Origin of the sequence: Rhizobium sp. SRDI969, from assembly GCF_025152725.1 — a bacterium.
In the GTDB taxonomy this organism is placed as follows: Bacteria; Pseudomonadota; Alphaproteobacteria; order Rhizobiales; family Rhizobiaceae; genus Rhizobium; species Rhizobium leguminosarum_I.
Genome location: NZ_CP104035.1, coordinates 1,413,082 through 1,425,820, shown reverse-complemented (window position 1 = coordinate 1,425,820; position 12,739 = coordinate 1,413,082). Strand labels below are relative to the sequence as shown.

General features: G+C 60.8%; 11 protein-coding genes. 7 read left to right on the top strand and 4 right to left on the bottom strand.

Annotated features, from left to right (window positions below; genetic code table 11):
* The first annotated feature begins 136 nt into the window (after positions 1-136).
* The gene (locus tag N2A41_RS07185; RefSeq protein WP_260110606.1) at positions 137-925 is read left to right on the top strand and encodes a sulfite exporter TauE/SafE family protein; all 789 of its coding nucleotides are present in this window, start codon (positions 137-139) and stop codon (positions 923-925) included.
* Positions 926-950: 25 nt separating this feature from the next.
* Here the strand turns inward: N2A41_RS07185 and N2A41_RS07180 are convergent, their stop codons facing one another.
* On the bottom strand, positions 951-2,054 hold the full coding sequence (locus N2A41_RS07180) for a COX15/CtaA family protein (protein ID WP_260110605.1): 1,104 nt from the start codon (positions 2,052-2,054) through the stop codon (positions 951-953).
* A gap of 115 nt (positions 2,055-2,169) precedes the next feature.
* Between N2A41_RS07180 and N2A41_RS07175 the strand changes: the two genes are divergently transcribed.
* A complete protein-coding gene (locus N2A41_RS07175; RefSeq protein ID WP_012756929.1) occupies positions 2,170-2,379 on the top strand; it encodes a DUF2842 domain-containing protein in 210 nt (69 codons plus the stop codon).
* A 223-nt stretch (positions 2,380-2,602) separates the two neighbouring features.
* A complete protein-coding gene (locus N2A41_RS07170; protein ID WP_260110604.1) occupies positions 2,603-3,841 on the top strand; it encodes a GNAT family N-acetyltransferase in 1,239 nt (412 codons plus the stop codon).
* Between the two features lie 4 nt (positions 3,842-3,845).
* Here the strand turns inward: N2A41_RS07170 and N2A41_RS07165 are convergent, their stop codons facing one another.
* Entirely contained in the window at positions 3,846-6,026 is a 2,181-nt protein-coding gene (locus N2A41_RS07165; RefSeq protein WP_260110603.1) for a GumC family protein, read from the bottom strand.
* Between the two features lie 191 nt (positions 6,027-6,217).
* Between N2A41_RS07165 and N2A41_RS07160 the strand changes: the two genes are divergently transcribed.
* From N2A41_RS07160 to N2A41_RS07145, 4 genes are all read left to right on the top strand, one after another.
* Positions 6,218-6,793 carry a polysaccharide biosynthesis/export family protein gene (locus tag N2A41_RS07160; RefSeq protein ID WP_260110602.1) on the top strand — a complete coding sequence of 192 codons (576 nt, stop codon included), beginning with the start codon at positions 6,218-6,220 and terminating at the stop codon, positions 6,791-6,793.
* Between the two features lie 3 nt (positions 6,794-6,796).
* A complete protein-coding gene (locus N2A41_RS07155) occupies positions 6,797-7,963 on the top strand; it encodes a glycosyltransferase family 4 protein (protein WP_260110601.1) in 1,167 nt (388 codons plus the stop codon).
* A 73-nt stretch (positions 7,964-8,036) separates the two neighbouring features.
* Positions 8,037-9,599, top strand: coding sequence for an undecaprenyl-phosphate glucose phosphotransferase (locus N2A41_RS07150; RefSeq protein WP_260110600.1), 1,563 nt, complete (start codon positions 8,037-8,039; stop codon positions 9,597-9,599).
* The gene (locus N2A41_RS07145; protein WP_260110599.1) at positions 9,596-10,837 is read left to right on the top strand and encodes an O-antigen ligase family protein; all 1,242 of its coding nucleotides are present in this window, start codon (positions 9,596-9,598) and stop codon (positions 10,835-10,837) included. Before N2A41_RS07150 ends, N2A41_RS07145 begins: the two co-directional genes overlap by 4 nt.
* A 57-nt stretch (positions 10,838-10,894) precedes the next feature.
* On the opposite strand, the gene N2A41_RS07140 is transcribed toward N2A41_RS07145, so the two are convergent.
* Both N2A41_RS07140 and N2A41_RS07135 read right to left on the bottom strand, forming a co-directional pair.
* Positions 10,895-11,728, bottom strand: a complete 834-nt coding sequence (locus N2A41_RS07140; RefSeq protein WP_020486073.1) for a carbohydrate ABC transporter permease — start codon at positions 11,726-11,728, stop codon at positions 10,895-10,897.
* Positions 11,728-12,621, bottom strand: a complete 894-nt coding sequence (locus N2A41_RS07135; RefSeq protein ID WP_170256836.1) for a carbohydrate ABC transporter permease — start codon at positions 12,619-12,621, stop codon at positions 11,728-11,730. The genes N2A41_RS07140 and N2A41_RS07135 overlap by 1 nt, the downstream gene beginning before the upstream one ends.
* Positions 12,622-12,739: the final 118 nt, after the last annotated feature.

Genomic DNA, 12,739 nt, shown 5'->3' with positions numbered 1-12,739 from the left:
TCTTCATCATGATCTTTCCTGCGGCCGCTCGCCTCGGCGGTCGCAGCATCGCTTTCGCGCTCGATCGCCGATGACGATTGGGTTATGAAAACGGACCCTTCCTCGCTACCAATCCCGAATCACGGAGCCTGACGTCATGACGCTCGATGCGCTTATCGCTGGCGTAGGCGCATGGTTTGCCACCGCCCTGCCCGATCATGGCATCTATGCGCTGATGGCGTTTGCCTTCATCGCCGGGCTTGCCCGCGGCTTTTCGGGCTTCGGCGCCGCATTGATCTTCATTCCGCTCGGTGGCGCGATCGTTGGGCCGAAGCTGATCTCGCCGATCCTGCTCGTCATCGACGGCATTGCGGCGCTTGGGATGATCCCTTCCGCCTGGCGCGGCGCCAACCGACCCGAGGTCTTCGTCATGGCGGCGGGGGCCGCCCTCGGCGTGCCGGCCGGCACGGCGATACTGGCGTTGCTCGACCCGCTGCTCTTGCGCTGGAGTATCACGATCATCGCCATCTGCCTGCTTGCGCTGGTATCGGGATGGCGCTATCACGGGGAGCCATCCGCGCCGCTGACCTGCGGCATCGGCTTGATCGCCGGGCTTTTCAGCGGCACCGCGCAGCTCGGCGGACCGCCGGTCGTCGCCTACTGGCTCGGCGGCAAAAGCGACTTTACCCGCGTCAGGGCGAATGTCGTGCTCTATTTTTCGATCTCGTCCGTTTTCAGCGCCATCAGCTATTATGTCGGCGGACTGTTCGTGCCTGCCGTCTTTGCGCTCACCGCCGTCATCCTGCCGAGTTATGCGGTCGGGCTTTACGGCGGCTCGAAACTGTTCGGGCTTGCCGAAGAGCGGACCTTCCGCATCGCCTGCTACATCCTGATCGCCGCCGCCGCGATCATCGGCATGCCGCTGCTCGACGGCGTGCTGCGGTAGATCCGCCCCGAGAAGGCCGCTCGCTTCAGTCGCGTTCGGCGATCATCGTTCCGTGCGGATATTCGCCGCAAAAGCCGCGCCAGTTGGCGACGGCGAAGCCGAAAACCACAAGCGCGCCGGCCTGATGCAGCAGGCCCCAGTGAAGCGGCACCTGCATCAGCAGCGTCGCGATGCCGATCGCTGCCTGCAGCGTCACCAGCACGAAAAGCAGGACGGCGCGGCGTGCATGGGTCGTCCATGGCGCTGCACGAAGGGCGATCACCATGTTGATCAGCGTCAATGCGAAGAGCGTATAGGCGCCGATGCGGTGAATGAACTGCACCGTCTTCGGGTTCTCGAAGGCATTGATCCAGAAGGGCTGCTGGATCAGCAGATCGGAGGGAATGACGGCGCCATCCATCAGCGGCCAGGTATTGTAGGAAAAACCGGCGTCGAGGCCCGCCACCAGCGCGCCGAGATAGATCTGGAACAGCGCAAAAATGGCGATCGCGGCGGCAAAACCGCGCGAGCTTCGTGCCGGCGCCGGATCGTCGGAATGTCTGGAGAGACCACGCATGATCCACATGCAGCCGGCAAAGATCAGGCAGGCCATGACGAGATGCGTCGCCAGCCTGTACTGGCTGACGTCGGTGCGGACGGACAGGCCCGAGGACACCATCCACCAACCGATAAAACCCTGCAGGCCGCCGAGCGCCAGGATGCCGACGAGCGGCCACCGCAGACGTTTTTCGATCCGCCCCGTCAGCCAGAAATAGATGAGCGGCAGCGCGAAGATCACGCCGATACCGCGGGCGATCAGCCGGTGCGCCCATTCCCACCAGAAGATGCCTTTGAACTCATCGACGGTCATGGAGTTGTTCAGCTGCTGAAATTCAGGAATGCGCTGGTAGAGACGGAATTCCTCCTCCCATTCGGCAGCCGACAGCGGCGGGATGACGCCGTGGATCGGCTTCCATTCCGTGATCGACAGGCCGGAATTGGTCAGCCGCGTGGCACCGCCGACGAGCACGAGACAGAACAGCGCCAAAATCACGAAACCGAGCCAGAGGCGCAAGGCGCGGCGGTCGCGGTTCTGCTTGCGCACTTCGCTCAGGATCGCCTGTTCCGTGGTCGGGTTTGCGACGGCCATGATGTCTCCTTCTATCCGGCAGTTGATTTGCCCCACCGGCTCATGCAAAACAAGCCCCGAACCTTTGCGGCATGCCGTCGCGCCGGTTCGATCCGTCCATGCCGAGAGATAACCGATGCCCGTCCGCCTCCGCAAATTCATCGGCACGATCCTCATCATCGTGCTCGTGCTCGTCTATGCGCTGGTGGCGAATACGATCGCGGTGGCAACGCTCGGCAACGCGCCGTGGTGGGGACATCTCCTCTACTTCCTGCTCACCGGACTGCTATGGGTGTTGCCGGCGATGGTGATCATCAAATGGATGGCCGGCCCCCCGCTGCGCTAAAGCGCGTCGCGATCTTTCAGATTCGCTTGTTGCGCTTCAGGTCTTTGCTTTTACGCATGTCGTTGTCGCAAAAACCGCTGCACGCTTTTGCGCGCATACTTCAGGGGCATTAACGGCCGAATAACCGTGATCTGCGGAAAACCTCGCCCATCGCGTGCGGTTAAACCAAATATACGTCTGCCGTATCTACCTTCCCGTTCAGCATTCTTGACCGGAGAAAACCGTGCAGACGCAAAAGCTCGACGTCCATGAACAGCCATCCGACAAGGCGCTGGCCGACATGGCCATTTCGCGCCTGCGCCAGCTGAGCATGAAACTCGCCATGGCTGAAATCAACATCGAAGTCTTCGACACGATGCCGCTGCTTGAGGATGAATGGCGGGCGCTGGAGCGCGACAATCTCCAATCACTCCATCAGAGCTACGACTGGTGCGCCGCCTGGGTGAGCGCTTTCCAGCGGCCGCTTGCGATCCTCAAAGGCGTCCACGCCGGCCAGACTGCCTTCATTCTGCCGGTCGAGATCGTCAAGTCTCGCGGGCTCACGACAGCGAAATTCATCGCCGCCGATCACAGCAATATCAATACCGGCCTGTTCGCAGAAAGCTTTGCCGAAGCCGGCAGAACCATCGACTCCCATGAGTTCGCCGGCCAGCTCCAGCGTGCACTGAAGGGCCGCGCCGATCTCCTGCTGCTGCAGAACATTCCGGTGGAATGGCGCGGGCGCGAGAGCCCGCTCGCGGGGCTGCCGATGGTGCACAACCAGAATCACGCCTATCAGCTGCCGTTCCTTCCCGATTTCGAGGACACGCTGAAGCAACTCAATGCCAAGAACCGGCGCAAGAAATTCCGCGTTCAGTCGAAGCGCTTCGAGGCGGCCGGCGGGTTCGAATACGTCATTCCCGAGACACCAGAAGAACAGCATAGCCTGCTCGATATCTTCTTCCGGCTGAAGAGCGCCCGCTTCGCCAGCCTCGGCCTTCCCGACGTCTTCGCCGAAAGGAAAACGCAGGCCTTCCTGCACGGTCTCATCGACAAGCGGGATGACACCAGGCAGTACTTCGGGCTGCAGATGCATATGCTCCAGCTCAAGGGCGAGCTTGAGGGTAAGATCGCCGCGATTTCAGGCATTTCGCGCAAGGGTGACCACATCATCTGCCAGTTCGGGGCGATCGATGAAGAGCTCGTGCCGGATACGAGCCCCGGCGAATTCCTCTATTGGCAGACTATCTCGGGATTGCATGGCAAGGGTGTGGCGCTGTTCGATTTCGGCCTCGGCGACCAGACCTACAAGCGTTCCTGGGCGCCGGTCGAGACCGCACACTACGACGTGGTGCTGCCGGTTTCGCCGTTCGGTGTGATCGCCGGCGCCGCACACCGGATCGTCACCCGCGGCAAGGCACACATCAAGGCGCGCCCGAAACTCTATAAATTCGCCCAAGGCATTCGGGCACGGATCGGCTAACCGTTCAAGCAGCCCGGCCGAGCGTCTGCTCGGCCCCTTCGCCGCCGGACATCAGCACGACGCGCTCATAGCCTGCAGCCTGGAATTCCGTCATCAGAGCCACAAAGACGGTTTCCTCGACCTCAGGCAGCGAGAGGATGATCTCGACGTCCCGGCTGCGCGTCAGCCGCGAGACGCCGGCGACATCGGCCGAACCGCATTCGACCACCACGAGGTCATAGGCGGCGGCGAGTGCATCGAGCAGCAACGACAGCCGGTCGACGCCGCGCATGGCGCGGCGCACATCGCTCTGGCCTTGAGGGATGAGATGGGCATCGGAAAGGCGGTCGCCGTGGATCGTATCGCCGAAGGCGGCCTCGCCGCAAAGCAGATCGGTGACACCGAGAGCGGCCCGGTCCTCGGCCATCAGTTCTGTGGGGTAGCCGGAACCTGTCATGTCGATCAGGATGACGCGACGGCCGGCGTCGGCGAGCATGCGGGTCAGCGAAACCGTCGCCGCCGAGCCATTGTCACCGGTCGGAGATATCGCGATAGCAAGTGATGCGCGGCTGCCAGTGAGATAGTCTGCAACTGAGGCGACGGAGAATTCATTCTCGTCCTCCGGCTCGTCCTCTGGCGCCTCCTCGGCGGCCTTAACGTGCTCGATCACATCCTCTTCGTCCGCGACCACGGCAAGCATGCTCGGCTGGACGGGCTTTTTGGCGGCAGCGACGGTCGCAACGGCCTGCGGCACATGCTTCTCCTCGACGTACGCTTCTGCCTCGATTGTCTCCGGAGCCGCATCTGTCGGGCGGAGTGCCCGGCCGCTGAAGAGTTCGGACAGCATGATGGCGATGGCGCTGATGATCAGCGTCGCGACGGCAGCAACGACGACGATCGGCACCACTTTCGGGAAATAGGGATCGACCGGCTCGATGGCCTTGGAAACGATACGGGCATCCGCCGGGCTCGAATTGCTGTCGGCGCGGGAGGCGGCCTCACGGTAGCGCACCAGATAGGTTTCGAGCAACTGGCGCTGGGCGTTCGCCTCGCGCTCCAGCGCATTCAGGCCGACCTCGTCCTCGCCGGCACGGGCGCTGTTGGCTTGCGCAGTGTCGGACTGGCGCTCCAGTTCGTTCGCCCTCAGATCCGCAACCTTGGATTCATTCTCGATGCTCGCCAGTATCTTCTGCGTCTCCTGGCGGATCTGGGTGCGGATATCGGAGAGCTGAGCGCGCAGGCTTTTCAGCCGCGGATGGTTGTTGAGAAGGCTGGTCTGCAGATCGGAGATCTGCGACTGCAGGCCGGATTCCGTCCCCTTCAGCCGCTGGATCGCCTGTGAGGACATGATGTCCGGCAGCGTATCGAAGGCCTCGCCCGAGGACAGTGCATTTCGAACCGCCTGCGCCCGCGCCTCGGCATTGGCCTTATCGCCCCGCACGCGGGTCAGCTCGGCGGAGATATCGTTCAATTGCTGGGCCGGAAAAGTGGTCGTGCCGTTCGTCTGCAACAGCCCGTGCGACGTGCGATATTCGGCGACCTTCTTCTCGGCTTCGCTGACCTTCTGGCGCAAGCCCTCGATCTCCGGCTCCAGCCAGCGGGTCGCCTCGGAGTTGGAATCGAGCTTGGCGCCGCTTTGGGTCGAGAGATAGACATTCGCCATGGCGTTCGGGATGGCGGCCGCGAGCTTCGGGTCCTTGGAGGTGAAATTGATGCCGATGACGCGCGAACCCGGCACCTGATAGACCTGCAGGCGTTCGACGAACGCGTCGATGACGCGCTCTTCCGGCGGGTTCTCCAGCGGGTTCTTCTTCAGATGCAGCTTCACCAGGATACTGCCCATCGCCGAGCCGCTGGCGGCATCGTCGAATTCCGGCAGGTTATAAAGCTTCAGGTCGTTGATGACCTTCTTGAGGAGATCGGCCGATTGCAGAAGCTGCACCTGGCTGGCGATGTTCAGTTCGTCCATCAGCGGACCGGCGCTGGCGTCATTGATCTGCTGGGTGCTGGCGAAGGCCGGCGCACGGGGTTCGATGAGGATGCGTGTTTCGCTGCGATATTGCGGCGACATGATCTTGGCGCCGGCAAAGGCGACGCCCGCCCCCACGAGGGTGATTGTCAGAATCCGCAGACGGCGCGCCCAGACCGCACGGACCAACTGGCCAAGGTCTATGTCCACATCCTGATCACGAGCTACGCCGGACATGCTCTTACTCCACAACAAAGGTGCCGCAAGCGTAAACGACCATGGTAACTCAACGGTTAATGACAAGCTCGCCAAGAGAATGGCCGATGATCGATGAAGGAAACCGGGAAATTGCAAGCGCCCTTTACCGGGCATTAACCCTAACGGATCGATAACGACTGCACCGAGTTCATTTTTGTGAGCACAAGCGGATGTCTGTCGTCCAGCCCAAGATCCTTTTGGCCCTGAGCCTTGCAGCCACGACCGCAGCATTGGGCGGCTGCACGACGTACAAGCCTGCGCCGAAGGCCTTCAACGAGGCAACTATTCAGCCTTATACGCTGGACAGCGGCGATCGACTGCGCATCACCGTCTTCGACCAGCAGAGCCTGACCAACACCTATACGGTAGATCAGGCCGGCTATGTCGCCTTCCCGCTCATCGGCCAGGTCCCTGCCCGCGGACGAACCCTGCAGCAACTCTCGGGGCAGATCGCCCAAAAACTGCAGCAGGGCTATCTTCGCGATCCCGACGTCACGATCGATGTCGATCGCTACCGTTCGGTCTTCATCATGGGTGAAGTGGGCCAGCCCGGCCAGTATGCCTATGTTCCCGGCATGACAGTGCAGAATGCCATCGCGGTTGCCGGCGGCTTCACCAGCCGCGCCAACCAGCGCGTGGTCGATGTCACCCGCAAGATCAATGGACAGGTGCTGACCGGCCGCATCAACATATCGGGGCCGATCATCGCAGGTGACACGATCTACGTTCGCGAACGGCTTTTCTGAGCGATGGCACAGCAGCCGCTCCGCATCCTCCATTGCTTCAGGTCGCCGGTCGGCGGAATTTTCCGCCATGTCCGCGATCTCGTCGAGGAGCACAGCAAGGCCGGCCACGACATCGGCATCCTCTGCGACAGCTCGACCGGCGGCGAGTACGAGGACAGCCTGTTCGACGATATCCGTCCGTATCTCTCGCTCGGCCTGACACGCGTGCCGATCCGGCGCTCGATCAGTCCGTCCGATATTGCGACGATGTGGGATACATACAAGAAAATCAAAAGTTTGCGGCCGGATGTGCTGCACGGACACGGCGCCAAGGGCGGCGTGCTCGCGCGACTTGCCGGCTCAGCGTTGCGGGTGAACAGGTATCGCGTAGCCCGCCTCTATACCGCGCATGGTGGAAGCCTGCATTATTCGCGCTCCTCGCTCAGCGGACAGTTCGTTCTCAGGATGGAGCGCCTGCAGGAATATTTCACCGATGCGCTGGTCTTCATCTGCGAATATGAGCGCGATACCTATGCGCGCAAGGTCGGTCGACCGCGGACGAAGACGAGGCTGATCTACAACGGTATCAGCGAGCGCGATTTCGAGACGATCCCGACCCGCTCGGATGCCGTGCATTTCATCTATGTGGGAATGCTGCGGGACCTCAAGGGTCCCGATCTGTTTGTCGATGCCTTCGCCAAGACCGAGCGGCTGCTCGGCAGGCCACTATCGGCGCTGATGATCGGCGACGGGCCGGATCGCGACCGCTACCGCGAGATGATGGTCGAACGCGGCCTTGGCAAACGCATCGGCATGCTGCCGGCAATGCGGGTCCACGAAGCCTTCTCCATGGCGCAGAACCTCGTCGTTCCCTCGCGCGCCGAAGCCATGCCCTATATCGTGCTCGAAGGGCTCGGCGCCGGCAAGACGATCATCGCAAGCCGTGTCGGCGGCATTCCCGAGGTGCTCGGCGCCGACAGCGCGGCGCTTGTGGAGCCCGGCAATTCCGACGACCTCGCCCGCGTCATGGCGGAAACGCTGAGCACACCCGACTGGCACGTCAGGACGATGCCGAAGCCCGAAGCGGTGAAGGCGGTGTTTTCGTCCGCCGTCATGGCGCTTGATGTCCTGAAATTGTACCATGAGCTCGTCAACCCGGCTGCCGGCCAAGCCATGCCCGCCGCCTCGTAAATATTTCTTAGGGGCTTTCTGGTATTTCGCTCGGTGACAACGAGCGACAATGCCCCATGAACAAACTGGCCCCATGAACAAGCTGGAAAAAGGCGATCAATTCGACGTGGAAGCACTGCGCAAGCAGGTCTCCGACATCGAGGTTCGCGGCGACGCGGTTCAGGAGAATTCCTCCGAGCCGACCGAAATTAATCCCTATGCCCGCCAGATCGCCGAACAGTTCCGCGACGGAACTCATTCGCCCGCGATCATCATCGGGCAATTGCGGCTGCTGGAATTCCTGGCACTCTTTGCGATTGCCCTGACCATTCACTATTTCTGGCCCGGCGAGGGCAACGATTCCACGCTGGTGCTGGCGGGCATGGCGGTGATCGCTTCGGCCTTGACCGTTATCGGCCTGCAGCTTGCCGACACCTACACCATTCCCGCACTTCGGGCGAAGCTGCGGCTGATGCCGCGCATCGTCGCCGCTTGGACGATCGCGCTTCTCCTGAGCGTCGGCCTGTTCGGGCTCATTCGCGGCACCACGTGGGCGATGGTCGACGCCTACATCCCTTGGTTCGTCGCAGGCGCGCTCTTCCTTGCAGCCGAACGCTTTGTCGTCGCCTACGCCATCCGCAACTGGGCGCGCAACGGCATCATGGAACGCCGCGCCGTCATCGTCGGTGGCGGCGAGCCGGCCAAGGACCTGATCCGCGTCCTCGAACAGCAGGCCGACAACGACATCCGCATCTGCGGCATCTTCGACGACCGCGGCGAGAACCGCTCGCCGATCATGGTCGCCGGTTATCCGAAACTCGGCACTGTCGCCGAACTCGTCGAATTCGTACGGCTGACACGCATCGACATGCTGATCATCGCCCTACCGCTGTCGGCCGAGGCCCGTATCTACGACCTTTTGAAAAAGCTCTGGGTTCTGCCGGTCGATATCCGCCTTGCCGCGCATGCCAACCGGCTGCGCTTCCGGCCGCGCGCCTATTCGCATGTCGGCTCGGTGCCGATGCTCGACATTTTCAAGAAGCCGATCCGCGACTGGGATTCCGTTGCCAAGCGCGGCTTCGACATCTTCTTCACGATCGTCGCACTGGCGCTGCTCTGGCCGATCATGGTCGCAACCGCGATCGCCATCAAGGCGACCTCCGCGGGACCGGTGTTCTTCATGCAGAAGCGCCACGGCTTCAACAACGAAATCATCAATGTCTTCAAGTTTCGGTCAATGTACACCAACATGGCCGACCCCACGGGCAAGGCCGCGGTGACCAAGGGCGATCCGCGCGTCACTCGCGTCGGCCGCTTCATCCGCAAGACCTCGATCGATGAACTACCGCAGCTTTTCAACGTGCTGAGGGGCGATCTCTCGCTCGTCGGCCCGCGTCCGCATGCCGTTCTCGCCCAGGCGCGCGACCGCGCCTTCGGCGATGTCGTCGAGGGTTATTTCGCCCGCCACCGCGTCAAGCCCGGCGTCACCGGCTGGGCCCAGATCAACGGCTGGCGCGGCGAAGTGGACAATGACGAGAAGATCAAGTTCCGCACGGCCTACGACCTCTATTACATCGAGAACTGGTCGCTCTGGTTCGATCTCAAGATCCTGTTCCTGACGCCGATCCGGCTGCTCAACACGGAAAACGCCTATTGAGCGCGATCGAGGCGACATATCCCCGTGTCGCCCAACCGCAGCGGATGACGCTGCGCCTGATCGGCTCGGCCTTCGTCGCCTTCGGCGTCTTCCTCTCCGGTTTCGTGATCGACGAGCCGGCGCCCTATGAACTCTGGATGGCCGGGCTGATCGGCCTCTGGTTCATCCTGGGCCTCCGGATTTCGCGCGGCGTAGCACCACTGCTCGCCCTGCTGCTGACCTTCAATATCGGCGGCATGCTGTCGCTGACGCAGATGAAGGACCTGGCAACGGCGCCGATGTATATCGCAGTGTCGACCTTTCTGGCGCTGACGGCGGTCTTCTACGCGGCAATCATCGAGGACAGCTACAAGCGGCTGCCGCTGATCTTCAACGCCTGGACCTTTGCCGCTGTCGCCACCTCCGCGCTCGGCATACTCGGCTATTTCCATGCCTTTCCGGGCGCGGAAATTTTCACGCTCTACGACCGCGCCAAGGGCGCCTTCCAGGATCCAAACGTCTTTGGGCCCTTCCTGGTGCCGCCATCGCTCTATCTCGTCCACGGTATCCTGGCCGGCGATTTGAAGAAATCGCCGTTGAAGGCCGCCGCCCTGCTCGTGCTTGCGCTCGGCATCTTCCTCTCTTTCTCCCGCGCCGCCTGGGGGCTCTTCGCGCTTGGCGTGGTGCTGCTGATCTTCATCATGCTGCTGAAAGAGCGCAGTGGCGCTTTTCGCCTGCGAGTCCTGGTCCTGTCGCTGGCGGCGATCATCATGTTGGTCGCCTCGCTGCTGGTAGCACTGCAGATCCCCAAGGTCGCCGAACTGTTTTCGGCGCGCGCCCAGCTGGTGCAGCAATATGATGGCGAACATCTCGGCCGCTTCGAGCGCCACCGGATCGGCTTCACCATGATGATGGAGCGCCCGCTCGGTATCGGGCCGCTGGTGTTCGGCACGATGTTTCCCGAGGACGAGCATAATATCTGGCTGAAATCGCTCACTTCTTATGGCTGGCTCGGCTTCGTCAGCTATGTCGGCATGCTTCTCTGGACGCTGGCTCTCGGCTTCCGAAACCTGCTGCTCGACCGGCCATGGCAGCCCTTCCTGATGATCGCCTGGATCTCGGTTCTCGGCCATGCGACAATCGGCAACGTCATCGATATCGACCACTGGCGCCATGTCTATCTGCTGCTTGGAACCGTCTGGGGCTGCGCGGCGCTGGAAGTGCGCCACAAGCGCGATCAAAGACGAAGGGCAGCGTGACCTCTTGCTGTCCAAGTAGGCGTGTGGCTCCGAAACGACACCTTCGCATATGGCTGTTTATTTTGTCGCTCCTGCCGTCAGGCCGGCAATGAACCGTCGCTGGAAAACCAGATAAGTCAGGATGAGCGGGAAAATCACGATCACCGCACCGGCGGTCAGAACCGGTGTGTTGACGGTATAACGCCCCTGGAAAAACAGCATGCCGAGGGGCAGCGTCCGATAAGCGTCGTCGTTGACCAGAATGAACGGAATGAGAAACTCATTCCAGGTCCATATGAACAGAAACAGCGCCAGCGTCGACATTGCCGGCACCATGAGCGGGATAACGATCTTGCGCAGGATATAGAAGCGTCCGGCGCCATCGAGAACCGCCGCTTCGAGAACTTCTTCCGGCAGTTGCTGCATCGCGCTGGCGAGGAAGATCGTCGAGAATGGTATCGACATCGCGATCTGCGGCACAATGAGAGCCGCATAGGTATTGATCAGTCCGAGATACCGCATTTCATAATAAAGCGGGATGATGAAGGCTTCCGCCGGCACCATCATGCCGAGCGTCAGGATAGCGAACAGCGTACGCCGCAGCGGAAATGACAGGTATGCGAAGGCAAAGCCGGTCAGCAGGCCTAAAATGACGCTTGCAGCAACGACGGGTATGACAACGATGATCGAATTCCAGAAGTAAATGTTGAAATGTCCGGCATTCCAAGCATCGACGTAATTTTCGAAATGTGGATATGCCGGCAACGCGAATGCACCCTGCAGAACGTCGGCCTTGCTCTTTATTGAGGTTAGAAGCAGGAGCAGGAAGGGGATGATCGTGACGAAAGCAAGAAGCCAGAGGACAATGCGGAGGAATAGCGGACCGGAGGAAATGTTAAATGAACGGCTCATCAAGCCAATCCCTTATGCTGCGATCCCACAAATCGGTGAATTGCATAGTTGATGACGAATGTGAGTATCGCGCCGACAATGGCGATGGCCGCCGCGGCGCCGAACCGATTGAGCTCGAAGCCGAGCTGATACATGTATATGTTCGGCACGAGCGTAGCGTTGGCGGGTCCGCCCCGGGTCATTGTAAAAATCAGGTCGAAGCTTTTGATCGACGCTATGACCGTCAAAAGCAAAACCACCCTTATTTCAGGCAATAGAAGCGGCAGCGTTATCCAGAAAAAAGTTTTTCGCGCCGAAGCACCATCGACCTTGGCAGCGTCGAAAAGCGACGGGTCGATGCGTTGGATTCCGGTCAGGAAAATGACCATGCAAAAACCAAAGAAATACCAAGTGGCAACGATCCCGACCGCGGGAAGAACAAAATTGAAATCTCCCAGCCACGGGAGTGCGAAGGCGCCTAACCCTACTGCTCTGAGAAACTGATTGAACGGGCCGAATGCAGGATTGTAGAGCCACGCCCAGATGATGCCCAACACGGCAGTCGGCATGATATAAGGCAGGAACAAGAATGTGCGTAGGGCGAGTTGTTCGCGTTGCTTCAGATTCCAGACGCAAGCAGCAAGAGCGATACCGAGCACGAGCGGCAGGACACAGTAGAAGATCATAAGCTCGGCATTGTTACGCAAGGCAGTATAAAAACGACTGTCAGAAAAGAGATCGGCGTAATTGCCCAAACCAACCCATTTGGGCATGGCCAAGCCGTCCCAGCTGGTCAGGCTCAAACCCAAAGCCGCGAGGATCGGTCCAAAGACAAAAGCCGCGTAGAACAGCAATCCAGGCAATAAATAGATAAAATTGGTATGTTGCGAGCCATCAAGTGCGGAGCGTTTCATCCAGTACTCCATAAAGCCAAAGCTGTGGTCATCGCGCAGCAAGCCGATCGCGATGTTCATTTATCTCGATCGACGAGACTGAGGTCACGACCGCAGGGGGCGGCCGTGACCTGCGTCG